This is a genomic window from Haloarcula pelagica (genome assembly GCF_030127105.1).
Lineage (GTDB): Archaea > Halobacteriota > Halobacteria > Halobacteriales > Haloarculaceae > Haloarcula > Haloarcula pelagica.
This window is the reverse complement of sequence record NZ_CP126161.1, coordinates 892,382-914,520: the sequence shown is the minus strand read 5'-3', so window position 1 is coordinate 914,520 and position 22,139 is coordinate 892,382. Positions and strand designations below refer to the sequence as shown.

21 protein-coding genes and 1 tRNA gene are annotated in these 22,139 nt (G+C 69.6%); 8 read left to right on the top strand and 14 right to left on the bottom strand.

The genetic code is table 11. The features are described 5' to 3' along the window. Window positions 1-12: 12 nt before the first annotated feature. The 4 genes from P1L40_RS04850 to P1L40_RS04835 form a co-directional block, all read right to left on the bottom strand. Window positions 13-2,550: an AAA family ATPase gene (locus P1L40_RS04850; protein WP_284010196.1), complete on the bottom strand. Its 2,538-nt coding sequence runs from the start codon at window positions 2,548-2,550 to the stop codon at window positions 13-15. Then, complete coding sequence (locus P1L40_RS04845; RefSeq protein WP_284010195.1) at window positions 2,547-3,293, bottom strand: 4-phosphopantoate--beta-alanine ligase; 747 nt, start codon at window positions 3,291-3,293, stop codon at window positions 2,547-2,549. The genes P1L40_RS04850 and P1L40_RS04845 overlap by 4 nt, the downstream gene beginning before the upstream one ends. A 38-nt stretch (window positions 3,294-3,331) precedes the next feature. Beyond that, window positions 3,332-4,168, bottom strand: a complete 837-nt coding sequence (locus P1L40_RS04840) for a pantoate kinase (protein ID WP_284010194.1) — start codon at window positions 4,166-4,168, stop codon at window positions 3,332-3,334. A 121-nt stretch (window positions 4,169-4,289) separates the two neighbouring features. Next, the gene (locus P1L40_RS04835; protein ID WP_284010193.1) at window positions 4,290-4,535 is read right to left on the bottom strand and encodes a hypothetical protein; all 246 of its coding nucleotides are present in this window, start codon (window positions 4,533-4,535) and stop codon (window positions 4,290-4,292) included. Window positions 4,536-4,659: 124 nt separating this feature from the next. On the opposite strand from P1L40_RS04835, the gene P1L40_RS04830 reads away from it, so the two are divergent. Further along, the gene (locus tag P1L40_RS04830) at window positions 4,660-5,898 is read left to right on the top strand and encodes a hypothetical protein (protein ID WP_284010192.1); all 1,239 of its coding nucleotides are present in this window, start codon (window positions 4,660-4,662) and stop codon (window positions 5,896-5,898) included. Window positions 5,899-5,959: 61 nt separating this feature from the next. Here P1L40_RS04830 and P1L40_RS04825 read toward each other — a convergent pair. The 3 genes from P1L40_RS04825 to P1L40_RS04815 all read right to left on the bottom strand — a co-directional run bounded on the left by P1L40_RS04825 (window position 5,960) and on the right by P1L40_RS04815 (window position 8,127). Next, window positions 5,960-6,033: transfer RNA gene (locus tag P1L40_RS04825), tRNA-Ile, on the bottom strand. A gap of 87 nt (window positions 6,034-6,120) precedes the next feature. Beyond that, on the bottom strand, window positions 6,121-6,666 hold the full coding sequence (locus P1L40_RS04820) for an FxsA family protein (protein ID WP_284010191.1): 546 nt from the start codon (window positions 6,664-6,666) through the stop codon (window positions 6,121-6,123). Between the two features lie 84 nt (window positions 6,667-6,750). Then, window positions 6,751-8,127 carry a cytochrome P450 gene (locus P1L40_RS04815; RefSeq protein ID WP_284010190.1) on the bottom strand — a complete coding sequence of 459 codons (1,377 nt, stop codon included), beginning with the start codon at window positions 8,125-8,127 and terminating at the stop codon, window positions 6,751-6,753. Window positions 8,128-8,248: 121 nt separating this feature from the next. Between P1L40_RS04815 and P1L40_RS04810 the strand changes: the two genes are divergently transcribed. After that, window positions 8,249-9,694: a universal stress protein gene (locus P1L40_RS04810; protein WP_284010189.1), complete on the top strand. Its 1,446-nt coding sequence runs from the start codon at window positions 8,249-8,251 to the stop codon at window positions 9,692-9,694. On the opposite strand, the gene P1L40_RS04805 is transcribed toward P1L40_RS04810, so the two are convergent. Beyond that, window positions 9,691-10,857: an NAD-binding protein gene (locus tag P1L40_RS04805; protein ID WP_284010188.1), complete on the bottom strand. Its 1,167-nt coding sequence runs from the start codon at window positions 10,855-10,857 to the stop codon at window positions 9,691-9,693. The genes P1L40_RS04810 and P1L40_RS04805 overlap by 4 nt on opposite strands. Window positions 10,858-10,962: 105 nt before the next feature. Here P1L40_RS04805 and P1L40_RS04800 point away from each other — a divergent pair, with 105 nt between their 5' ends. Genes P1L40_RS04800 through P1L40_RS04790 form a run of 3 tightly spaced genes read left to right on the top strand, consistent with a single transcriptional unit; the run spans window position 10,963 to window position 14,644 of the window. Next, window positions 10,963-12,180, top strand: coding sequence for a potassium channel family protein (locus P1L40_RS04800; RefSeq protein WP_284010187.1), 1,218 nt, complete (start codon window positions 10,963-10,965; stop codon window positions 12,178-12,180). After that, a complete protein-coding gene (locus P1L40_RS04795) occupies window positions 12,177-14,327 on the top strand; it encodes a DUF8167 domain-containing protein (protein ID WP_419181191.1) in 2,151 nt (716 codons plus the stop codon). Before P1L40_RS04800 ends, P1L40_RS04795 begins: the two co-directional genes overlap by 4 nt. Window positions 14,328-14,368: 41 nt before the next feature. Then, entirely contained in the window at window positions 14,369-14,644 is a 276-nt protein-coding gene (locus P1L40_RS04790) for a ubiquitin-like small modifier protein 1 (RefSeq protein ID WP_284010185.1), read from the top strand. Here P1L40_RS04790 and P1L40_RS04785 read toward each other — a convergent pair. Continuing rightward, window positions 14,641-15,534, bottom strand: a complete 894-nt coding sequence (locus P1L40_RS04785; protein ID WP_284010184.1) for a GNAT family N-acetyltransferase — start codon at window positions 15,532-15,534, stop codon at window positions 14,641-14,643. The genes P1L40_RS04790 and P1L40_RS04785 overlap by 4 nt on opposite strands. 69 nt (window positions 15,535-15,603) lie before the next feature. Further along, on the bottom strand, window positions 15,604-16,851 hold the full coding sequence (gene gatD, locus P1L40_RS04780; protein WP_284010183.1) for a Glu-tRNA(Gln) amidotransferase subunit GatD: 1,248 nt from the start codon (window positions 16,849-16,851) through the stop codon (window positions 15,604-15,606). Window positions 16,852-16,952: 101 nt separating this feature from the next. Between gatD and P1L40_RS04775 the strand changes: the two genes are divergently transcribed. Next, entirely contained in the window at window positions 16,953-17,450 is a 498-nt protein-coding gene (locus P1L40_RS04775) for a hypothetical protein (RefSeq protein ID WP_284010182.1), read from the top strand. Here P1L40_RS04775 and P1L40_RS04770 read toward each other — a convergent pair. The 3 genes from P1L40_RS04770 to P1L40_RS04760 all read right to left on the bottom strand — a co-directional run bounded on the left by P1L40_RS04770 (window position 17,442) and on the right by P1L40_RS04760 (window position 20,552). Further along, entirely contained in the window at window positions 17,442-18,089 is a 648-nt protein-coding gene (locus P1L40_RS04770) for an ArsR/SmtB family transcription factor (protein WP_284010181.1), read from the bottom strand. The genes P1L40_RS04775 and P1L40_RS04770 overlap by 9 nt on opposite strands. Window positions 18,090-18,141: 52 nt before the next feature. Next, window positions 18,142-19,800, bottom strand: a complete 1,659-nt coding sequence (locus P1L40_RS04765; RefSeq protein WP_284010180.1) for a hypothetical protein — start codon at window positions 19,798-19,800, stop codon at window positions 18,142-18,144. 95 nt (window positions 19,801-19,895) lie between these two features. Continuing rightward, window positions 19,896-20,552 (bottom strand): DUF1405 domain-containing protein, encoded by a 657-nt coding sequence (locus P1L40_RS04760; RefSeq protein ID WP_284010179.1) that lies wholly within the window; start codon window positions 20,550-20,552, stop codon window positions 19,896-19,898. A gap of 115 nt (window positions 20,553-20,667) precedes the next feature. On the opposite strand from P1L40_RS04760, the gene P1L40_RS04755 reads away from it, so the two are divergent. Together P1L40_RS04755 and P1L40_RS04750 are read left to right on the top strand one after the other, a co-directional pair. Further along, window positions 20,668-21,042: a DUF5802 family protein gene (locus P1L40_RS04755; protein ID WP_284010178.1), complete on the top strand. Its 375-nt coding sequence runs from the start codon at window positions 20,668-20,670 to the stop codon at window positions 21,040-21,042. A gap of 25 nt (window positions 21,043-21,067) precedes the next feature. Beyond that, complete coding sequence (locus tag P1L40_RS04750) at window positions 21,068-21,379, top strand: DUF7126 family protein (protein WP_284010177.1); 312 nt, start codon at window positions 21,068-21,070, stop codon at window positions 21,377-21,379. Here the strand turns inward: P1L40_RS04750 and P1L40_RS04745 are convergent. Then, window positions 21,374-22,048: an MBL fold metallo-hydrolase gene (locus tag P1L40_RS04745; protein ID WP_284010175.1), complete on the bottom strand. Its 675-nt coding sequence runs from the start codon at window positions 22,046-22,048 to the stop codon at window positions 21,374-21,376. The genes P1L40_RS04750 and P1L40_RS04745 overlap by 6 nt on opposite strands. Between the last annotated feature and the right edge of the window lie 91 nt (window positions 22,049-22,139).

The following is a 22,139-nucleotide window of genomic DNA, read 5'->3' as shown; positions in this document are numbered from 1 at the left end:
AGGTCCCGCCGGTCAGTCAAGCGCCGTCGTGCCGTCGGCGGCGTCGTACCGATCCCGCCCCTCCCAGTTCTCGATACTGGAGTGGGTCTCCCACACCGCCGTTTCGAGGTGTTCCTGAGCCAGGTCGGCGCCGTCACGGAGCGCGTGGCGGGCCGCGTCCTCCGCGAGCAGTTCGAGGTCGCTGGCGGCGTACCCCGCGGTATCCTCGACGATCGGGTCCCAGTCGATCTCCCCGGCCACCGGCCGCCCGTCGAGATGGATCTCCAGGATCTGGCGCCGTGCTTCGGCGTCCGGCGGGGGCACCTCGACGCGCTCGTCGAACCGGCCCGACCGCCGGAGCGCGCCGTCGATGTCCTCGACGAAGTTCGTCGCTGCCACCACCACCACGTCGTCGTCGGACGCCCCCTCAAGTTCGGTCAGCAGTTGGTTGACCAGCTGTTGCTCGCTCGTGTTCATCGAGCCGTGGCGCGAGCCGGCGATGCCGTCGATCTCGTCGATGAACAGGACACACGGCGCGTTGGCCCGCGCGATCTCGAACACCTCCGCGACGTTCTTCGCGGGCTCGCCCATCCACTTGCTGGCGATGTCCGCGGGCGCGACTTCGACGAAACTGTGGCCGAGTTCGCCCGCCAGCGCCCCTGCCAGATGGGTCTTGCCACAGCCCGGCGGCCCGTAGAGGAGCAGGCCCGAGAGCACGTCGATCCCGTACTCCGCGTAGGTGTCGGCGTTCTCCAGGGGATCGATGACAGTGTCGTCCAGCCGCGCTTTCAGGTCGGCCATCCCGCCGACATCACCGAACTCCCGGCCCGGGTCGGTCTCGACCAGACTGGACGCCTGGAGGTCGACGCCGTCGGGCTGGACGACGCCGTCGACGGCCACGTCCTCGGGATCGACCCAGTCCTCGATGCTGGTCTCGGACTCTTCGACGACGGCCACGAGGTGGTCGGTGCCGATCGGTTCGTCCGCGCGCAGCGCCTTCCGTGCGGCGTTCTCCGCGGCGAGTTCGAGGTCACTGGCGGCGAACCCGGCCGTCTCCTCGACGACGGTAGCGAGCGAGATGTCGTCGGCGGTCGGACGGCCCGCCAGATGGAGTTCCAGGATCTGTCGGCGGGCCTCGGCGTCCGGCGGGGGCACCTCGACGCGCTCGTCGAACCGGCCCGACCGCCGGATCGCGTCGTCGACATCCTCGACGAGGTTCGTCGCCGCGACGACGACCACGTCGTCCTCGGCGATCCCCTCCAGTTCGGTCAGCAGTTGGTTGACGAGCTGTTGCTCGCTCGCGTTCATGTTGCCCTCGCCGCTGCGGGAGCTGGCGATACCGTCGATCTCGTCGATAAAGAGGACACAGGGCGCGTTGGCCCGCGCGATCTCGAACAGCTCCTCGATCTTCTTGGCGGGCTCGCCCATGTACTTGCTCGTCACGTCGGCGGGCGTCACCTCGACGAAACTGTGGTCGACCTCGCCGGCGAGCGCACCGGCGACGTGGGTCTTCCCACAGCCCGGCGGCCCGTGCAACAGGACGCCGTTGACGACGCCGATGCCGTACTCCTCGAAGGCGTCGGGGTTCTGGAGCGGCCGGGCGACCTTGTGGTTCAGCGTGTCCAGGAGGTCGCTCATCCCGCCGACATCGGCGAAGCTCCGCTCGGGGTCGGGCTCGACGAGCGACTCGGCGTCCATCTCGACGCCGTCGGGCTGGACGACGGTGTCCTCGTCGGAGGGACGCTCACGGTTGATCGTCGGAGCGCCGTCAGGTTCGTCCGCTCCGTGGCCGCTCCGACCGTGCTGCTCCTGTTGGTCCTCGCCGTCGGGCTGGTCGACCCGCTCGCGGATGTCGCGTTCGAGGCGGTCGGCGTCGACCTCGTAGCCGTAGGTCGCCAGCCGCCGGGGGTCCGCGCTGACGTACTCGGCCAGCCAGGCGTGCCGGCGGAGTTCGTCGGTGTCGGCATCGGGGTCGCGCAGCGAGACCATCACGACTGCCTCGCTGTGTGGCGCGTGGAACTCGGCCAGCCAGAACGGGAGGTAGAGCCGGTCGACAGCCTGCACGCCCTCGAACCCGTCGGGGTCGAAGTCCGCGGGAAGCCCGTACGCCTCCCGGAGCTTTCGCAGGAAGACGTTCGCCGTCCCGGCGTTTTGCTCGCGGAACTCGGTGAGCCGACTGGGGAGGATCGACGCCGCGTCGTCGGTCGTTCCCTGGAACTCCAGAAGCACCGACCGGCCCAGCGACGGCGTGTCGGTCCCGAAGTCGTAGCCGCCGGTCCGCAACTGACGGGGGTCACCGGCCCCGTCGGCGTACTGCGAGAGCGCGCGGTCGTTGTCGGCCCAGAGGCCGTCGAGCAGCGCCGTCGCCTTCCGGCGCTCGGTCCCGAACAGTTTGCCCTCGCCGGTCTCGTAGGCGTACTCGACGCGAAACACCGGATAGAACACCCGGTGGAGCCGTTCGAGCCGCTCGTCGTCGCCCAGTTTCGTCAGCGTCCGGTCGGCCAGCGTCTCCCGGACCCGCTGCTCGTCGGGGAGCGGCCGATCGATGTCGATCGTCGACGGGAGGCTCATTCCACTCCCTCCCGGATGCGACGCCTGGCGTCGTCGAGCGTCGCCTCGGCGTCGAACCCGTCGATGGCGGCCTGCTGTGCCTCGGGGTCGCCGGCCAGTTCGCGGGCGTGGTCGATGACGGTGGGAATCGCCCGGATGATGTTGTCGACGATCGGCACCGTCGCGACCTGTGGCGAGCGGCTCAGCGGGTTCAGATCGACGACGAGTTCGGTCTTGCCCATCTCGCCCAGCGCCTCGGCCCGGTCGCCGTCTTCGAGCGGGACGAGTACCACGTCGGCGTCGTAGATACCGTCCGCGTCGACTTTCGCTCGCTCGTGGTCCAGCCCCGGGATACGGGCGTCCGCCGCTAGCCCTTTCACCTCCTCGGCGCCGTGCTCGCGGAGGTAGTCGGCGATCGCCTCGATGCGCTCGTCGGTCCGGTTGAACAGGTTCACTTCCAGGTCGGCGCCGGTCACGTCGGCCAGTTCGACGAGCTCCTCGGGGACCAGGGCAGCGGCGTTACCGTTGACGGAGACCACCGCGTGCTCGGCCGACAGGAGGTAGGCGGCGGCCGCACGCGCCGCGCGGTCGGCGCTGTCGGTCGTTTCTTCGCCGAGGAGGTAGTCGAACGCCTCCCCTCGTCCCTCCGCGATGAGTCCCTGTTTGGAGGTGATGCCGCGCTCGACGCCCGCCTCGATGCGGTGGCGCGTCAGTAGCGACTCGTATCGCGGGTGGCTCTCCGGTACGGAGACCTCTTCAGTCATACGTTCCGTTGACGCCCCGAGGGTAGAAAAGCCGTCGGTCAGGCGCCGTCCTCGACGGTCGCGCCCGGCGGGTACGCCTCACAGACGGCGGCGTCGTAGCCGGCGTCGGTCAGCCCCGTCCCGAGCGTGAACACCGTCTCGCCCAGCATCGCCATCGAGGCGTCGCCGCCGGCGTCGGTCACCTCGTCGATGACGCGCTTTACTTCGGGCGTCAGCAGCTCTGCCTCGCGGGCGAACTGCCGGGAGGACTGCATGAACGTCGACAGCGTGGGTTCACGGACCACCTGGGAGATCGCACGCTCGCCGGCGGCCGTCAGAGCGTCGGTCTCGCCGTCGATGACCTCGGCCGTCGATAGCTCCCCCAGCGAGTGGTACTCGACGCGGGTCCGTGCCGGCACCGCGTCGACGTAGTTGTACTGTGGCCCGCCGGGTTCGAGGCGAAGCGGGATGCCGCCCCGTGCCTGTGCGACCACGTCGCCGAGTCCGGTCCCGGCCTGGACCTCGGCGCCGTGGGCGACCGTGACCAGTTCGTTGTACGACAGTCCTCGCTCGAAGGCGGCGTTCGCCGCGAGCGCCGTTCCCAGCGCCATCCCGCCGGAGACGCCAAAGCCCGCCCCCAGCGGGAGGTCGGTCTCGGCGCTGACGTGTGCCGTCGCCCGAAGCGCCTCCAGCACCCGGTCGACGGCGTCCATCTCGATTTGCTCCCCGTCGAGTTCGACTGCGTTCTCCTGGGCGCGCTCGACGGTCACGCTGACCCCGTCCGAGAGCGCCAGCCCGCCCCCGCGGGAGCCCGCTTTCGTCGGATCGTCGTCCCGGTCGACGGTGAAAAACCCCGTGACGTGCCCCGGAACGAACGCGTGTGCCTCGTCGCTCATACCGCACCAGTCGGACCGGACGGGGTTTAACGGTTGGCCGTCGGATGCGGGCGACGGCGGCGCTCGGTGCGCTCTGCCGGCCGACGTGAGCGAGTGACGACTACGCCGCTACAGCGGACCGCTACAGGTCCCGCGGGACGCGGATCTCGCTGTCGGTGACCGTGGCGACGCTCTCGGCGGGGACCTCGATGTCGTCGGCGTCGGCGTCACCGAACCCGAGTCCCTGGACGATCGCCTCGGCCACGTCGGGCTCTGGCTCGACGTACGCGATCTGTTCGTCGGGGTCGACCTCGGTGACGATACCGATCTGCTCGCCCTCGTTGTCCATCAGGAACTTCCCCTCGTCGGTCGTCGACAGGACTGTCATGTCACTCGTGAGGTGATACCCGGCCGACAAATAACCCGGTGGTTCCGGGCAACGACCGCCCCCGGCCGGTCCGCTGTGACCGATAGCCCCGAACGTTCTTTTGCGAGCTGGCTGAATCCCGCCCATGGCCGCCGCCATCGAGACCGAACCCCGGGTTCTCGCCCGGGCGAAACGACGGCTCTTTCCCGACGACAGGGCCGACCAGTACGTCGTCACCGACACGCAGTTCGCCCAGGAACAGTGGCTCTCGGAGACGCCGATCCCCGCGGAGACGCGGGCGGCGCTGGCCCCGTTCAACCACGTTCGCGTCGGCTCGGGCTACCCGGATCTGGTCGGGGTCGGTCGGCTCGACAACGAGGTACTGGCCGTCGACCGACTCGGCGAGGAGCCGCCGCTGGTCGCCGTCGAGGCGAAGGGACTGACCCGCCACGGGGGCGCCGACGTGGCCCGCGGCGTCGTCCAGGCCCACGACCGCCTCGGCGAGGCCAACGTCGCGTTCGTCGCCGCGCCAGCCCGGACGATCGACCAGTCGACGCGGACGCTGGCCCGGCAGGTCAACGTCGGTCTCCTCGGTGTCGACGCCGACAGCGTCAGTGTCCTCGAACGCCCCCGCGTCGTCGGCGCTCGCTCGCCCGACGACGCGACCGCGATCCGCTTCCAGGCCAGCCCACAGGGCGTCACCGACCGGAGCTTCGGACTGAACCACCCCAAGAACTACCTCGCGGTGCCGCTGGCAGTCGTCCACGACGGGCCGACCGACGACATCCTGGCCGACCGCGTCGTCGGCGCCGTCGACGACGCCCGCCGAGGAGCGGTCTTTCTCGGGCTGCTCGACCGCGGTCCCACTGACCGACTCACTCCGCTTGGCCGCGAAGTGGTCCGGTTCGCTCACCGGGAGTACGACACCGTCGACGAGGCACTGGACGCCTTCGGAGCCTGGAAACGCTCGCGGAAACGGTTCGCCGACATCGCGCCCCGGTGGGGGCAACTCGCCCGCCGCGTCGTCTACGCGTACCCGGCGACACAGTTGCTCGTCGAGGAACTCCAGTGTCTCCACGACGACGGCTTTCCGGCGCCGTCGCTCGTCGCGTTCGTCGAGTACCTCCACGCCACGCACCCGACGTTCACCGTCGAGTTGTTCGTCCGCGGGGACGCCGACGTGCGGCGCCGCGTGCTGACCGACGACGGCGGCCTCCGCCGGCCCGCGCTGACGGACGGCGGCGTCTATCACTCACCGACGGTGTTTCAACTGAAGGCGATGCTGTACCACGCGGGCGTGGTGACAGAACGCGGGTCCGAGCCGTCGCGGCTCGATCCCGAGACGGATACGTGGGCGCTCCGGGAGTCGGTGCCCGAACGGTGACACGGTGGCCGGGGGATCGACTGCTGAGTCCGTATCGGCTAGGAAACGGAAGGAAAGCGAGTGGGCCAACGCGGATTTGAACCGCGAACCTCCCGGTTATCAGCCGAGCGCTCAACCTGATTGAGCTATTGGCCCGCTGGACGCACCAGATTGTACCCGAGGGGTAGTGAAAAGGGTAACGTTTCGCGGGCGCTCGGGTGTGAAACCGCACCAGGGCAGTGACTACCGATCCGAGTCTTCGAAGTCCACGTCGGTGGCGTCGTCGGGGGAAAAGCCCGAGCCCGAGCCACCGCTGGGACCGGACCCGGCGTCCGGGCCCTGGCCGGCGCCCATCCCGCCTTGGCCCTCGTCGGGGAAGCCGCCGACGTACACCTGGCCGCTGGCGAAGCCGCCGGTCTTGGCGTCGATGTAGGGTCTGACGACCCAGCGGTTGGTGGCGGCCCGGATCGGATAGCGGGTGAACGGAATCGCGAGCAACAGACCCACGGCGTCGGTCACCAGCCCGGGGGTGAGGAAGAACGCGCCGGCGGCGATGAGCAGGCCGCCGTCGACGAGTTCGTCCGTCGGGACCTCGCCGGTGGCGAGCTTCCGCTGGATCGATCTGAGCGTCGCACGGCCCTCCGCGCGGACCAGGAGCATCCCGACGAGCGCCGTCAGGACGACGAGCGCGACCGTCACGAGCGGACCGAAGAAGGGGATGGCGACGGTCACCAGTAACACGATGTCGAACAGCGGGATGAGCAACAACAGCCCGATGACCCGGAGCATACCCGATCTTGCAGGTCCGGCCCCAAACGCCTTTCGAGAGCCCGGGCGACCGAAAAAGAGACGAGCGTGTGCGACGGGGTCCAGTCAGCGCTGCCGTGCTCGGACTTCGATCGGCTCGGCCGGCGAGAGGGTGATCTGCATGGCCAGTTCGAGGGGCGGTTCCGTGACGGGGTCGACCGCGAACCGCTGGGCGATCGTCGCCAGCGCGAGTTTCGCCTCCATCCGAGCGAAGCGCATCCCGATGCAGTGGCGCGGGCCGCCGCCGAAGGGGTAGTAGGCGTAGTCGGGCAGCGTCGCCTCGAAGTCGTCTGTCCAGCGGTCCGGACGGAAGACGTCGGGGTCGTCGTACCAGCGGGCGTCCCGGTGGACGAGCCACTGGGGGAGGGTCAGTTGTGCGTCGGGGGCAATCTCGTAGCCGCCAAGCGAGACCGGCGCGGTCGGCTGTCGGAAGACGGTAAACGCCGGCGGGTAGAGGCGAAGCACCTCCGAGAGGACTCGATCCAGATACGGCAACTCGAAGAGGTCGGCGGGTGCGGGGGTCGCACCGTCCAGCGTCTCGTCGAGTTCGTCGTGGAGGCGTTCCTGAACGTCGGGGTGAGTCGCCAGCAGGAACCAGGCGTACGACAGGGTCAGCGACGTGGTGTCGTGGCCGGCGACGAGGAAGGTCAGCAACTGGTCGCCCAGGCGCTCGCGGTCCATCGTCCCCTCGTCCATCGCCAGCAACAGCGAGAGCACGTCGTCGCGGGCCTCGCGGGTCGCCTCGGCTTCCTGACGGCGGGCGGCGACGATGTCGTCGAGCGTCGCCTCGAACGTCGCCAGCGAGCGGTTCACCCGGCGGTTGATCGGTGTCGGGACCCACAGCGGGAGATACGCCGACAGTGCCCGCGGATCGAGCCGGTGTCGGAGCGCCGACAGCAGCGGTTCGAGTGCGTCGGCGGTGGTCTCGATGTCTACGTCCAGCAGCGTCTTGCCGAGGATACGCAGCGTGAGCGACTGCATCGACGGCCGAACGTCGAGGACTTCCCCGTCGGTCCACTCGTCGGCGGTCGCGGCGGCGAAGTCGGTCATCGTCTCGCCGTAGGTCTCGATGCGGTCCCGGTAGAACGCCGGCTGGAGCGCCGTCCGCTGGCGCTGCCACTCCTCGCCCTCCAGGAGAAACAGTCCCTCGCCGACGAACTTCCCGAGGGTCCGCTGGAGCAGGGCGCCTTTCTCGTAGTCGCCGGCGTCGGTGACCAGCACCCGTTCGACGAGGTCCGGGTGGGTGAGGAAGTAGCCCGTGGTTCCGGCGACGTTGTAGCCGACGACATCGGCCTCGTGGGCGCCGACGCGGTCGTAGAAGGCAAGCGGATCCCGTACCATCGCGACGGTGTTGTCGACGACGGGGACGCGGCCGAGAGATGGCGGCCGGTCGCCCGGCGTCACCGGCGCGTCGGCGGGCCGACCCACCTGTTGGGCACACATGACCGGACGTTGGGGCGGCCGCCCAATCGGTCTTTCGTCGGGTCTCCGAACACGGCGGCGTTCGCTACCCACCGACCGGGCGGTGGTTTTACTCTCGCCGACACACAGAGTCAACACAGCCATGCTCGACGGGATCAGACATCGGGTCCGGGCGGGAGTCCAGCGACTCCACCGCGTCGAGCGCCGCGAGGTGCGGGAGTTCCGCCGCTGGATGGAGACCACCGACCATCTGGTCCACCTCTCGATGCTCGTTGTCGTCCCGCTGTTGATCGGCGTGGTGACCGCGCTGGCGAACGCCGTCCCGTCGCTGACGTTCCTGCTCTTTCCGCCGCTGGCCTCGGGCACGTACACGCTCTTCGTCGACCCGACCGGGAAGTACTCCAGCCCGGGGCGGTTCGTCGCCGGGCTGACACTCGGGGCGGCCTGTGGCCTCGCGGCGCTGTGGGTCTCGCAGTCGTTTCTCGTGACGCCGCCGGGGCCGTTCGCGGTCAACGCCGTCGCCGCGGGCGGTGCGGTCCTGCTGACCGGGCTGGTGACCTGGCCGCTGGGGATCGAGGAGCCGTCGGGCTACGCCACCGCGCTCCTGACGCTGTTGCTCCAGCCGTCCCAGCAACTCCCCTTCCTCGGGAGCATCTTCCTGGCGAGTTCGCTCGTCGCGGTGGTGTTTACCGTCTGGCGCGAGCGGTTCTACGACCGGCGGGCGACGTACCTCTACGAGTCGACACAGGGCGACGACCACGTGCTGGTCCCGATGCGGGGGGAGACCCCGGGGCGGACCGCGCTGCTGGGGGCGCGACTGGCCGCGGCCCACGACGCCGGGAAGGTCGTCCTGCTCGATCTCGTCTCGGATCGCGAGATCGCGGCCGCCGAGCGGGCGCTGCTGGACGGCGAGGAGACGGATATCGACCCCGACGCCGGCGGCGAGTCCCCGCTGGACGAGGAGCTGGCGACCCGTGTCGACGCCCTGGAGCGGGAGGCCGGCCGGATCGAGACCCGCGCCGGCGTCCCGTGTGAGGTGGTCGTCGCCGTCGACGGCGGGGACCCGGCCACGACCACGCTCCGGACGGCGGACGAGGTCAACTGCGACCTCGTGGTCGCGCCCTACGAGAGCGAACACGGCGCGCTCACGCCGTACCTCCGGCAGTTGTTGGGCGGTGACACCGACGTGTTGGTCCACCGTGCGCGGACCGACCGCACTCGCTGGAAACACGTCCTGGTCTCGGTGCGCCGGGCCAGCGATGTCTCGCACAACATGGTCGACTTCGCGACTCGCCTGGCCGGCCGTAGCGGCCGGGTCGCGGTCGCGACCTGTATCGGCGCCCGCTCCGATCGCCGGCGGGCCGAGGAGATGCTGGCGAACCTGGTCGAACCGTTTGAGGGCACCTTCGAGACGCGGGTCGCCCGGACGGACATCCAGTCGTTTCTCACACAGACCGGGTCACAGTACGACCTGGTCGTCATCGGTGCCAGTCAGGACCGCAGCGCAGCCTCGCGCTTTATCTCGCCGCCGACCTTCGAACGGCTCGAAGCCGTCGAGGCCGACGTGGCGATCGTCGACCGGAACTAGATGTCGGGTTCGTCCTCGTCGACTTCGAGGATCGTGTCCGCTAGATTCTCCATCCCCTGTCGACCCAGCGCAGACTGGACGATCAGGTGCCCGCCGATGACGGCGGGGCTGATGACCGTGTCCGCACCGGCCCGACGGAGTTTCTCGACGTTCTCGCGGTCGGTCGCGGCCGCGACGAACGTCGCCGCCGGGTTCAGGTTCTTCGCGGTCAGCAGCGCCAGGGCGTCCTGTGCGTCGTCGTTGGTGGCCGCGACGACTGCCCTCGCGTCCTCGATGCCGGCCCGCTGGAGCGGTTCCTCGTCGCTGGGATCGGCGGTGAGGACGGCGATGTCCTGTTGCTGGAGCCGCGTTGCCGTCTCCGGGTCCGGCGTGATGACCACGAACTCCACTGCACCGGTCAGTTCTTCGAGGATCGGTTCCGTCAGGTCGCCGTAGCCCAGGACCAGCACGTGGTCCTGAAACAGTTCCAGTTGTGCGTCAGTCATGTTCCCGAGTGCCTCAGAGAGCCGCTTTTCGATGGCCGGCCCCAGCAGCGACCCCAGCGCGATGGCGAAACTGGCGGTGCCAAGCACGACCACCGACATCGCGAACAGCGTCGCCTGCTCGCTCGTGGGGGTCACGTCGCCGTAGCCGACGGTGCTCGCGGTCACGAGCGTGTAGTAGAACGCGTCGGTCAGCGTCGAGACGTTGTTGAACTCCTCCCGCAGCGCGAAGGTACCGACGGTGCCGTACACCTGTGCGCCGATCAGGGCCGCACCCGCAGCCAGTTGGGCCGTCGAGAGGTCGATCGCGCGGTCGAACCGCCGCCGATTGAACAGCATCGTCGGGATCGAGACGAGCGACAGCACCACGAGCGGCACCGACACCGCAGAAGACTGGACGAGGCCCTGTGCCGCCGAGACCGGCAGGAGAACGACGGTCACGTACCACGCCACTCTGAGCCGACGGCGCAGTCCCAGTACCCCCACTAGCAGCGTGAACCCGGTCAGTGCGCCGGTAAAGCCCGCTGCCCGCTGTGCGCTGCGCGGGACGTACTCGGCCGCCGGGCCGAAGGTAGCGGCTTCGCTGATGTTGACGACCCCGGTCGCAAACGAGAGGATCGCGACCACCGTCGGGAGAAGGATCGCGGCACGCGCACCGACCCAGTCCCGTGGCTGGTCCATACCTCCCTGTCACCGTGGCCTGGCCTAAATGTACTGCCTCGGATTGGCCGCAGTGGGGTGATCCCCGCCGGAAGCGATTTACTGCCGGGCACATACGGTGGGGACATGGCTTCGCTCCCGGTCGAGATTCTCCTGGGCGTCTACCTGGGGCTGCTCGTGGGGATCATCCCCGCGCTCGTCTCCGGTGCGCTGGGGTTTACGTTCAAATATTTCACCGGGGTGACACTGCCCGGGTTCGGTGTGGCCGTGCTGGCGATCGCGCTGGCCGGCGTCAGCGGCGGACTGCTCGCGCTTGCCGACCAGTCGATCACGTCCCTGCCCAACGCCGAACGGGTCATCACCGCGATCCTCGTGGTCGCGATGGTGTCGCTGTACGCCCACGCGAAGGGCGACCAGATCGGCGCAAACTTCCCGAAGCGGCTCTCTCTCCAGTCCCTGCGCGAGCGGAAGCTCTCGACGGACCTGGCGGACCTGGTCGGCGGGCGCGACGAGGTCCGGATCCACGTCGTCGGCGAGGTCGCCGACATGGAGGGGTACCCACCGCTCTCGGAACCGCTGCGGGCGGAGATCCGGGGCAGCGAGTGGACCTTCCCGGTCGACCTGCGGATCGGCGAACTGGAGACTCGGCTGGCCGACCGCCTGAAGACCGAACACGACCTGGGTGACGTAGCCGTGAGTATCGACGAGCGGGGGCAGGCGACGGTCGTCGCGGCGCCGCCCTTCTCGGGGCTCTCGAAACGCGTCGGCGACGGTCGGCACGCGGTCTCGGTCGACGCCGTGCTCCCGACGGGACTGGCTCGCGGGGACGAAGTGACCGTATTGACGACGGACGCACAGGTCCGGGGGACCGTCGTCAGCGCCCGCTGTGAGGGGTCGAAACCGGTCGAGACGCCCGAAGAGCCGGCCGTCGACGCCGCCGAGAAACCCCCGACGCCGGTCCAGGCGCCGACGACCGACGGCGGCCAGGGGCGGCTGACCGTCGGCGTCAACCGGACCGACGCCCAACCCCTGTTGCGGGCCTCACGGGCCAAGGTCGTCGTCGAGCCCCGCGGCACCCGCCGGGAGTTCGAACTCGTCTCGTTGCTGCGTCGGGCCGGCAGCCGGTTCCAGCGGGTCCCGGTCGGGACCGACGGTGCGCTCGACGGGCGGACGATCGGGAGCGCACAGGTCCGGGAGACCTACGGCGTCGCTATCGTGGCCGTGCGCACCCAGGGCGGCTGGCGGCTCGCACCGCGTGGCGACACCGAGCTGACCGCGGGTGACGAGCTGTACGCCGTGGGGCCGCGGGACGCGCTGACCGAGTTCGCGGAGGGGATCGCGTGACCGCACTCGGGCTGGCGCTCCAGGGCGTCGTCCCGCAGAACGGGACGCTCACCGACCAGATCGTCGGTGTCGTCGCGGGCCTGCTCGGCCTGGCGGCCGTCGCGGGCACGCTCTCGGGAACCGTGGCGCTGGTGTATCGCTGGTACGTCCGCGAGCGTGCTCCGACCGGACTGGCGGTCCTGGTCGGGCTGAGCGCCGTCGCGATCTACATGGGGACGACGACGGCGCTGGGCCAGGTCATCGGCGGTAGCGACGACGTGCTGGCCGCCGAGGCGATCCTGGCGAACCTCGGGGCGTTCGTCGTCGGCGGCGCGGGCGCCTACACCGGGATCCGCGTCGGCGAGCGGCTGGGGACCGACCTGTTCGCCGCGACCGGGGGCAAGGAGATCGACGCCGATGTCAGCGAGATCGTCCGGACGGTCGGACGTGTCACGTCGGTCACGCTCCCCGACGAGATCGACGACATCGTCGGCTACGATCCGATGCCCGACAAGACCAAGGAGACACTGGCCGGCCGGCGGTTTCTCTTCCCGCGGCGACTGACCAAGGGCGACCTCCGCGAGCGGTTGGTCTCCCGGCTCAAGAACGACTACGGCGTCGGCCACGTCGATCTGGAACTGCGCGACGACGGGACAATCGAGTACCTCGCCGTCGGCTCCCGGGCCGCGGGGATCGGGCCGACGCTCCCGCCGGCGACAAACGCCGTCGCCATCCGGGCGGACCCGGCCAACGCCGCGAGCGCCGGCGACCTCGTTCAGGTCTGGGAGCCCAACCCCCTCCGGCGGGTCCTGACGGGCGAACTCCGCGGCGTCGCCGGCGAGGTCGTCACCGTCGCTATCGACGCGGCCGACACGCAGAAAGTCGATCCCGACACGCAGTACAAACTCGTCACGCTGCCGGTCCAGGACCGCCCTGACCGGGAGTTCGCGTCGCTGCTCCGGGCGGCCGACGAGACCCTCGGGACCGCGACGGTCGAAGCCAGCAGCGCCCTCGACGGCGTCACCGTCGGCGCGTTGCAGGCCACCGTCGTCGCAATCACCCGCGAGGACGCGAAACCGGAGCCGATCCCGCCCAGGAGCCGCGTCCTCGCCCCCGGGGACGTGCTCTACGCGATCGCGACCCCGGACGCCTTGCGCCGGCTGGACGCCGCCGCTGCGGGCGACGACCCCACCGAAGTACAGACTCGGGACGGGGCGACGACGGGTGCGGTCCCGGCCGACGGTGACCAGGCCACGGACGACAGTTCCGACCCGCAGCCGGGTGCCGACCGGGCCGAGACGGGGGCCGACGAGCCACTCCCTGAGACCGACGACTCCGCGCCCCCGTTTACCGAGGCTGTGGTCCCGTCTGACGACACCGTAACCGAGCAGTCGGCGCCCGCCGAGACCGACGACTACGGGGGCGCGGACGACGCTCCGGCGGAAGGTCCCGAAAGCGAGGACGACCCTCCCGAACCCGAGCGCCCGGCGGACGCACCGTCCGCCGACGACACGGACGGAGCCGACGCGATTCCCGACCCGTCCGACGACGACCAGTCGCTCGTCGACGCCCTGGGCGGGACACCCGACGGGGCCGATTCCGGGACCGAACCGGCGCCCGGTCCGTCCCCACTCGACGACGTATCCGCGGACGCGGGCGATTCCAGCACCGCCCCGGACGCCGATCCAGACGCGGAGCCAGCGCCGGACGACAGCCCGGACGCCGACGGAACACCGTCGGAATCGCCCGCTGACCCGAACGGGACGGAAGCGGAACGATCCGCCGACGAGACTGATACCGAACCGTCGACTGCTGGGGCTGACACGGACCAGCCGGCCGGTGCAGCGGAAACGGGGGCGTCCGACGAGACGAACGACGACACCGATCTGCTGGACGCCTTCGTCGAGGACGCCGACGACGAACCGGCGGACGAGGGTGACCTGACCGACGCCGACGACTCGGACCGCCAGACCGATCCGGCCGTCGACACGGCCGACAACATCTTCGAGTCGCTCAACGAGAGCGACGAGTCGGATGTCGACCTCGACGCGTTGCTCCAGGGCGACGAGGACGATGTCACGGTGTGGGACCCCGAGGCCGACGACCCGGCCGACGGGGAAGACGCGACCGCCGACCCGGACGCGGACGACGACACCGACCGCGCCTGACGTTCGGAACCCTCTTTGTCTCCGGGCTATCCCCTTCGCGTATGGAGTGGAAACTGTTCGCACACCTTCGGGAAGCCGCCGACGGCGACACCGTCACCGTCGAGGTCGACGGCGAGCCAACGGTCGGTGCCGCCCTCGACGCACTGCGCGAGGAGTACCCGGCACTCGCCGAGGAGGTGTCCGACGACGGCGAACTGGTCGACCACGTCCGGCTGCTCGTCGACGGTGAGGACCCGTTCAGCGGTGGCGACGGGCTGGACACGATCGTCGACGAGGACACGGAACTGGCGCTGTTCCCGCCGGTCAGTGGCGGCTAGGTCCCGGTGAGGTCCGCAGAGAGGACGAACGTCGGCCAGTCGCTCGTGTTCGCTCTGACGTAGGCCGCCTCGGCGACGTGACGCGGCGTCTCCGGAATGAACACGCGGGTGCCGTCGACACCCAGTTCGGCCGCGTCGGCCCTGATCGCGTCGAACAGCGCGTCGGCCGCGTCGGTGTCCGCCCACGTTCCGACGGCGTACTCGGCCAGCGTCCCGTCGCTTCCGGCGTCCGCTGTCGTCCGCACACGGCAGGCCATCCCGCGGGTGCCGTCGCCCATCACCGCGAAGACGGCCTGCTCGTCGGCCAGACGCTCGACCCGCTCGCGGGTCAACTCGGCGACGGCCCAGGACCGGTCGGTGTCGAGCGTGACCCCGGAGAGGGCCGTCCGGCCGTCGCTGCGGGTCCAGTAGCTCCAGGCCGCTGCCGGATCGTGTTCGACCGACACGGACGGCTCGACCTCGGTCGGTGTCGGCCGCGCCCAGCGGAAGGCGCTCTCGGGCTCCAGGCCGGCCGCGACGGCCTGGCCGAGGCCGGCGTCGTTCCAGGAGAACACCATCCCGCGGGCGACGATCGCGCCGCGGTCGCTGGCCCACTCGAAGAGGCGTCCCAGCATCGACAGTCCGTGGCCGGCGCCGCGGTGGGCCGGATCGACCCGGATTCCCTGGACGTAGGCATCGTAGTCGGTGAGAAGCACGGCCTGACAGAGGCCGACGACGGTCCCGTCGACCTCGACGACGACCGTCCGCTGGCTCGGGCCGTCGGTGGCGACCCACTCGCGGAACACGTCCGGGACGTAGTCGGCCGTCTCGCGGTCGTCCCAGACGCCGTCGACGACCGACACCACGTCCTCGTAGTCCTCTTCGCGCGCCTGGCGGACGCTGGCTGACATACGGGTACTGGCGGCGGCCGCCGTCTTGAAACTGTGGCGGGAGATCCAGTGTGCGCGACCGATCCGAGGCTACAACCAGGGCGTCGAGCGGTCCTGTATCTCGCCGGCGAGGGACTCGCCCATCGCGTCCTCGACATCCTCGGTGTTCGCGAGCGTCCACATCAGCTTGACCTTCGCGGTGCCGGGGAGCATATCCTCGCCTTCGACGACGCCGGCCTCTAGGAGGTCCCGGCCGGTGTCGTAGACGCGGTCACAGACGCGGCCTTCGAGACACTGGCTCGTCATCACGACCGGCACGTCCAGCGCCTCGATGGCGTCGATCCAGTCGGTGTTGACGTGGCCCAGGCCGGTCCCCTCGATGACGATTCCGGCGCTGTCCTCGGCGGCCGCTTCGAGCAGACTCGCGTCCATCCCCGGCGTGAACTTCACGAGGTCCACGTCGGTCTCGATGTCGTCGGCCAGCGCCAGGTCGGTCTCGCCGCGCTCGGCGTACGCCCGGCGGAAGCTGACCTCGTTGTCGCCGTCGGTGTCGTAGTCGACCTCGCCGAGCGGTCTGGCACCGACCGTCTCGAAGGCGTCACGCCGGGAGGTGTGGTTCTTCCGGACGCGGGTCCCGCGGTGGAGCGCACACCGGTCGTCGGACTCGTCGGCGTGCATGCAGACAAGCACCTCCGCGCAGTCGCTCGTCGCCGCCTCGACCGAACAGACCGCGTTCATCACGTTGTCCGAGGAGGGCCGGTCCGCCGAGCGTTGGCTCCCCGTGAACACGATCGGAACCGGCGTATCCAGCATGAACGCGATCGCGGCGGCGGTGAACTGCATCGTGTCGGTGCCGTGCATGACGACGACGCCGTCCGCGCCGGCTTCGATCTCCTCGTGGATTGCGCGGACGAGGTCCTGCCAGACTGCGGGGGTCATGTTCTCCGAGAGGATGTTGGCGACGACCCGGCCGCGATAGTTGGCTATTCCCGCCAGGTCCGGCACCGCCCGGAGGACATCTTCGGCGTCGAACTGTGCCGTGACTGCACCGGTACGGTAGTCGACGGTCGAGGCGATGGTACCGCCCGTCGAGATCAGCGACACCGTCGGCAGGTCGTCGTCGAACTCGATCCGGGACTGGCCCTGTTCGTCCTGTGCGCTCTCGACATCGTAGACATCGGATTCGAGCACTTCGACATCGGCGTCGGCACGGTCGACGCCGACGTTGTAGCCGCCGTCGAGCTTGATCGCCAGGTGATCGGGGGTGCTCGACGGGAGCAAGACCCCCTCGTAGGTCTGGTCCGCGCGGTCGACGCGGACGCGGTCGCCTGCGTTCATGAGCGCCCGTTCCGCCCGGCGGGACTTGAACCCATCCGTTCGCGGGCCGAAGCTGACACGTTCCCGAAAGGTCCATGCCCTTCGGCGTGCCATCCGTACGTATGTCCGAGCGAACCGAGGAGCGGACCCGCGAGGCAGACACCACGACCGACGCCGACACGGGCGTCGACATCGGTGGCCTCGGGGGGACCGCGACCGAGCGCCAGCCCGCCGAGGAGGCGGAGTCGAGCGGGAGCTACTTCTCCGCGCGGGCGCTCCTGTTCGCGTTCGCGGCGACCGGCGGCGGGATGGTCGCCGGCAGTCTCGTCCCCGTCATCCCGTTCACCGCACTGCTTGGCATCCCCGCCGGCGCGTTCGTCTACGGCCTGCTCACCAGCGAGCGTCGCTACGTCGAGACCGGGCTGGCCGGCGGGCTCGTCGCCGGCGTCGGCACCGTGCTCTCGGTGTTCTCACAGCTCGCGCTCCGGGGGGTCGCCGGCGGGAACGTCGGTGCGGGCCGGCTCTTTCTCGTCGCGGCGGCGCTGGGCCTGGTCGCGTCGCTCGTGGCACACTACTTCGGGCGGGACCTGCGTTCGGGGCTCACGGCGGATCTATCGTAACTGCCAGCCGTCCTCGGTCTCTTCGACGACGTTCTGTGCCGCGAGCCGGTCGAGTGCCTCCTCGATCAGTTCCGGCGGCGCCTCGACCTCGCGGGCCAGCGCCGGGACGCCGGAGATGCCCGAGGCCAGCGCGCTCACGAGTTCGGCGTAGAGGCGGCCGTCGCCGTCCTCGACGGCCTCGTCGATCCGGTCCCGGACCTCCGTCGCGCGGCCCTGGACCCACCGCTGGGCCAGCGACAGCTCGTTTTCCAGCTGTTCGAGCCGTTCGAGTTCGCTCGCGAGGTCGCCGAGCGTCTCCTCGCCGCCGTCGCCGATGTCGATGCTGATGTGGCGACACCGGGACATGTCGAAACCGGGGTTCGTGGGATAGGCGCTCTTGGTCCCGAACTCGTAGGGCGAGACCCGGACTTCCAGCCGGAGGTTCCGCGAGATGGAGAAGTACTTCCGCCGCTTGTCGTCGGTCCGTGAGGTGACCAGCCCGGCGTCCTCTAGCTTCTGGAGGTGGTCGATAACCGCCTTGGGGCTGACGCCGAGATACTCGCTGATCTCCGTGATGTAACAGGGTTTGTGCGCGAGCAGTCGGAGGATACGCCGACGGTTGGCGTTCCCGAGGAGATCGAGCAACTCGGCGGAGTCCATTCACCCGAGGGTAGCGGGTCGGTGTAGAAAAGGGTGACTCCTCCGGCCGGAGTCAGGGCGGGCCGCCGCTGCCGCCGTTTCCGCCGTTGCCGCCGTTATCGGGTGGGCCACCGCTGCCGCCGTTGCCGCCGTTGCCGCCGTTATCGGGCGGGCCACCGCTGCCGCCGTTGTCCGGCGGTCCACCGCCGTCCTCTGCTGGCCCCTCGTTCCCGGTGTCCCCGTCCTCGGGCGGGCCGCTGCCGGGTGACTCACTCCCCTCGTTCGGTTGGCCGCCGTCACTGTCCTCGGGCGGGCCGCCGTTCCCGGTGTCGCCGTCCGCAGGCGGCCCGCCGCCGTCGCTCGGCGAGTCACCGGAATCGGGCGGACCGCCACCGTCGTTTGGTGGTGCCCCACCGTCGCTGGGTGATCCATTGGTTCCGTCGTCACCGTTCGCGGGTGGTGCCCCACCGTCGCTGGGTGATCCATTGGTTCCGTCGTCACCGTTCGCGGGTGGCCCCCCACCGTTACCGGGTGAACCATCGCCGGCGTCGGGCGGCCCGTCTCCGTTGTCAGGCGGGCCGTCGTTCCCGGGTTCCTCCTCAGGTGGTCCTCCCTCACTCTCGTCGTCGTCAGGCGGGCCGCCTTCATCTGGCGGCCCGGTATCATCTGGTGGTCCGGTATCCGATTTGTTGTCGTCGGGCGGCCCCGTCTCGGATTCGTTATCGTCAGGAGGCCCAGCATCGTCCGGTGGTCCGGTGTCATCGGGCGGCCCCGTGTCGGACTCATTGTCGTCAGGAGGCCCGGTATCGTCGGGCGGTCCCGTATCTGATTCGTTATCGTCAGGTGGTCCAGCATCGTCGGGCGGTCCCGTGTCGGACTCATTGTCGTCAGGAGGCCCGGTATCGTCGGGCGGTCCCGTATCTGATTCGTTATCGTCGGGTGGCCCGGAATCGTCGGGTGGCCCGGAATCGTCGGGTGGCCCGGAATCGTCCGGTGGTCCGGAATCGTCCGGTGGTCCGGTGTCGCCGGGCGGCCCCGTATCTGATTCGCTGTCCTGGGGCGGTCCGGCGTTGTCCGGCGGTCCCTGGCTGGAGTCGTTGCTCTCCGACGGGCCGGCGCTGTCGGGCGGTCCACGCTCGCTCTCGTTCGGTGGCCCGGCCCGTTCGGGCGGTCCGGCGATCCCGCGAGCGATCTCTGACACGTTCGGACCCGTGAGGTTGCTCGCGTTCTGCTTGAGCCGTTCGAGTTGGGTGTCGTCGACGCCCGTCTCCGTCGCGGCCGTGTCAGTCTCGTTGACGGCCGTCTTCAGGGCAGAGATCCGGGCGGCCAGCCGGCTCTGCTGTGCGACGTAAGCCTGCTCCGGGAGCGTCCCGTTCTCGTATTTGGCCTGTAGCGACTCGTTTCGGTCCCGTAACCGTTCGAGCCGCCGTTCGAGCCTTCCCGTCCGGTTCTTGACGAGGTCCGGCCGCTCCTCGTCGCTGGCCTGCTCGTAGCCGGCACGCCACATCCCCGACTCGACGGCGTCCTCGGTCGCTGCCGAACTGGCCTGCAGGAAGGCCGTCAGCTGTGTCCCGACCGTCGTTCCGTTGTCGGTCGCGTTCACCTGATCGACCGCGACGCCGCTCTCGGCGGCGGGACCCGCCACGGTGTCCTGTGCGGCGACTGTCGGAACACCGAGTGCCAGCGCGAGGACGGTAACCAACGTAACCAACACGAGGTGGCGGTGGCGCATCTACCTACGGCTTTGGCTACACGGGCGTAAAAATAGGGGCCTTCGTTCGTACCGTTTACCGACGGCGAAAACAACGACAGACCGTCCAATAGCGTTTATTCCCTCGTCTCGCTCCGTCTCGGGAGCAGCCATGCTGCGACCGCGACGGCGGCGATCGAGAGCGCGACCGTCGCCGCCGTGAGCCCGATGCCGGGGTCGTAGCGAAGCGGTGGGTAGTAGCCAAAGCCGTAGTCGAGCACGTCGTTGGCGAGCGCGAGCGCCAGCGCCGTCAGGAGCGCGCCGCGGGTCGTCCGGGCGTAGTGGGGCACCAGCAACCCCTCGGCGACGAACCCCAGGTGCGTGACGATGATCCCGAAGTACGCCCACGGCGCCGGGAAGTAGGCGTCGAACCCCAGGTTGAGCGCGACGACGGTCCACAGCCCCATCTTGAGCAGCCAGACCAGCGCGATCGTGTGGAGATACGCCAGCGGGCGGCTCAGCGGCACCTCGTCCAAAGACCGGCCCAGGAAGGGGAGAAGCGTCGCCAGCGAGAGCGTCATGAGAAACAGTGCGGCGGGCGAATCGGCGTACAGCGGCCAGAGGAACGTCGAGACCTCCGGCATCGTCTCGACGTAGTACCGGACTCCGACCAGCATCGCGACGACGTTGACGAGCAGCAACCAGATCAGACTCGGCGTGTTCTCCAGATAGTAGCGCGCGTATCGACGTGGAAGCAGCCGGCCGCCGGCGCTGGTCGCTCGCTCGCCGTCCATACCGGACCGGGACCCCGCGGGGAGAAAGCCCTGTCGGAGTCGGTCGGATTGCCCGACGACAAAAGCCTGTGGGCCAGTGTTTATGCGTGTCGATGACACACATGCATCCGTACCGATGTTCGAACAGTTCTCCCGCGGATACTATCTCGGCCGACTGTACGTCGAGCCACACGACGACGCGGCCGCACGGATGTGTCGCGACCAACACGAGCGAGTCAACCGACAGCTGTACGCCACCGGCGAGGGAGTCGAACGCACAGACCTCCCACTGGTGATGAAACTCGGCTCGCAGCATTTCACCGTCCACGGCGACGACGGCGTCCCCGCCGACACACTCGCGGTCCCTCACGGGCTACTCGACGACCAGCGGTTCGAGAACCCGCCCGACCTGCGCGAAGTGTTCCTGGCGAAGGCCGACCACGCACAGCAACTCCTCTCGGTCGCCGGCGACACCCCCGACGCCGGTCCGTCCTGGAACCGAACACATTAACGCCTCGAAGCTCCCCCCTCAACGTATGAACATCGTTCTCGCCGGGTCCGACGAGCACGGACTGGGTACCGCGCTGGCCGACATCGAGGCCGACGTTCGCGCGGTCGACATCGCGAACCGGCCGGGACTGGAGGAGGCCGGCATCCACGACGCCGACGTGTACCTGCTGACGGAGATGCGCCAGGCGACTTCGATCGCGGTCGCGAAGGACCTCAACCCGGATGTCCGCGTGGTCATCTACGCCGAGGGATCGCTCCCCGATTTCGCCAGCCGGCAGGCCGACCTCGTGGTCGATCCGAACCTGCTTCCCCCCGAGGCGGTCGCCGAGGAGCTATAGCCGCGCGGCCAGGTCGGCCAGGCGGTCCGAGCCGCCGCGCTCGAAGGGCGTGCCGTGGCCCGGTACCGCGATCTCGAACGGCGGTGCCCGTTCGACCAGCGACGTGATCGACCGCCGAACGTCACAGGTGTCGTAGCTCAGGTACCACGGGGACGGGTGGAACTGTCCGCCTTTCTCGCGGACAACGTCCCCGAGCAGCGCGGCCGACAGCGACTCGCTGACGTAGCTGACGTGACCCGGCGTGTGACCGGGGGTGTGGTACGCCGTGAAACTCCCGACGGTCTCGCCGTCCGAAAGCGGTTCGATCGGGAGTTCGGGTGGGTCGACCAGCGCCGAGGAGAGCCGCTGGAACGCGCCTTTGTGGTTGCCCAGCGGCGGCGACCGGTCGCCCGCGACGAGGGTCGCATCGGCCGCCCCCACGTAGACCGTGGCGTCGGTCCGCTCGAACGCTGACAGGCCGCCGACGTGGTCCATGTCGTAGTGGGTCAGGAGGATGCGTTCGACATCCCGGCGTTCGAAGCCGGCCTCGATCAGGCCCGCGATCAGTCGGTCGCCGTGCCAGGGCATCCCCGTGTCGATCAGCGTCAGCGTCCCGCCGTCGTCGACGAGCGCAGCGTTGACGCCTGTGAGATCGTACCACCACACGTCGTCGCCGAGAGACTGAACCATAGCCGGTCGTACGGACGCCGGCGGCAAAATCCTTCCCGGCCCGGCGGGCGTGATACCCGGTCGGGTCGGTCGCCGGGCGGTGCGGGAACCC

Excerpts from the sequence above, each read along its gene's own strand:
- P1L40_RS04820 (WP_284010191.1), bottom strand. The coding sequence starts at position 6,666 with ATGCTCCGGGTCATCGGGCTGTTGTTGCTCATCCCGCTGTTCGACATC.
- P1L40_RS04745 (WP_284010175.1), bottom strand. The coding sequence starts at position 22,048 with ATGGTTCAGTCTCTCGGCGACGACGTGTGGTGGTACGATCTCACAGGC.
- P1L40_RS04845 (WP_284010195.1), bottom strand. The coding sequence starts at position 3,293 with ATGACTGAAGAGGTCTCCGTACCGGAGAGCCACCCGCGATACGAGTCG.
- P1L40_RS04755 (WP_284010178.1), top strand. The coding sequence starts at position 20,668 with ATGTTCGAACAGTTCTCCCGCGGATACTATCTCGGCCGACTGTACGTC.
- gatD (WP_284010183.1), bottom strand. The coding sequence starts at position 16,851 with ATGAACGCAGGCGACCGCGTCCGCGTCGACCGCGCGGACCAGACCTAC.
- P1L40_RS04840 (WP_284010194.1), bottom strand. The coding sequence starts at position 4,168 with ATGAGCGACGAGGCACACGCGTTCGTTCCGGGGCACGTCACGGGGTTT.
- P1L40_RS04835 (WP_284010193.1), bottom strand. The coding sequence starts at position 4,535 with ATGACAGTCCTGTCGACGACCGACGAGGGGAAGTTCCTGATGGACAAC.
- P1L40_RS04830 (WP_284010192.1), top strand. The coding sequence starts at position 4,660 with ATGGCCGCCGCCATCGAGACCGAACCCCGGGTTCTCGCCCGGGCGAAA.
- P1L40_RS04800 (WP_284010187.1), top strand. The coding sequence starts at position 10,963 with ATGGCTTCGCTCCCGGTCGAGATTCTCCTGGGCGTCTACCTGGGGCTG.
- P1L40_RS04815 (WP_284010190.1), bottom strand. The coding sequence starts at position 8,127 with ATGTGTGCCCAACAGGTGGGTCGGCCCGCCGACGCGCCGGTGACGCCG.
- P1L40_RS04765 (WP_284010180.1), bottom strand. The coding sequence starts at position 19,800 with ATGCGCCACCGCCACCTCGTGTTGGTTACGTTGGTTACCGTCCTCGCG.
- P1L40_RS04805 (WP_284010188.1), bottom strand. The coding sequence starts at position 10,857 with ATGGACCAGCCACGGGACTGGGTCGGTGCGCGTGCCGCGATCCTTCTC.
- P1L40_RS04775 (WP_284010182.1), top strand. The coding sequence starts at position 16,953 with ATGTCCGAGCGAACCGAGGAGCGGACCCGCGAGGCAGACACCACGACC.
- P1L40_RS04750 (WP_284010177.1), top strand. The coding sequence starts at position 21,068 with ATGAACATCGTTCTCGCCGGGTCCGACGAGCACGGACTGGGTACCGCG.
- P1L40_RS04770 (WP_284010181.1), bottom strand. The coding sequence starts at position 18,089 with ATGGACTCCGCCGAGTTGCTCGATCTCCTCGGGAACGCCAACCGTCGG.
- P1L40_RS04785 (WP_284010184.1), bottom strand. The coding sequence starts at position 15,534 with ATGTCAGCCAGCGTCCGCCAGGCGCGCGAAGAGGACTACGAGGACGTG.
- P1L40_RS04850 (WP_284010196.1), bottom strand. The coding sequence starts at position 2,550 with ATGAGCCTCCCGTCGACGATCGACATCGATCGGCCGCTCCCCGACGAG.
- P1L40_RS04760 (WP_284010179.1), bottom strand. The coding sequence starts at position 20,552 with ATGGACGGCGAGCGAGCGACCAGCGCCGGCGGCCGGCTGCTTCCACGT.
- P1L40_RS04810 (WP_284010189.1), top strand. The coding sequence starts at position 8,249 with ATGCTCGACGGGATCAGACATCGGGTCCGGGCGGGAGTCCAGCGACTC.
- P1L40_RS04790 (WP_284010185.1), top strand. The coding sequence starts at position 14,369 with ATGGAGTGGAAACTGTTCGCACACCTTCGGGAAGCCGCCGACGGCGAC.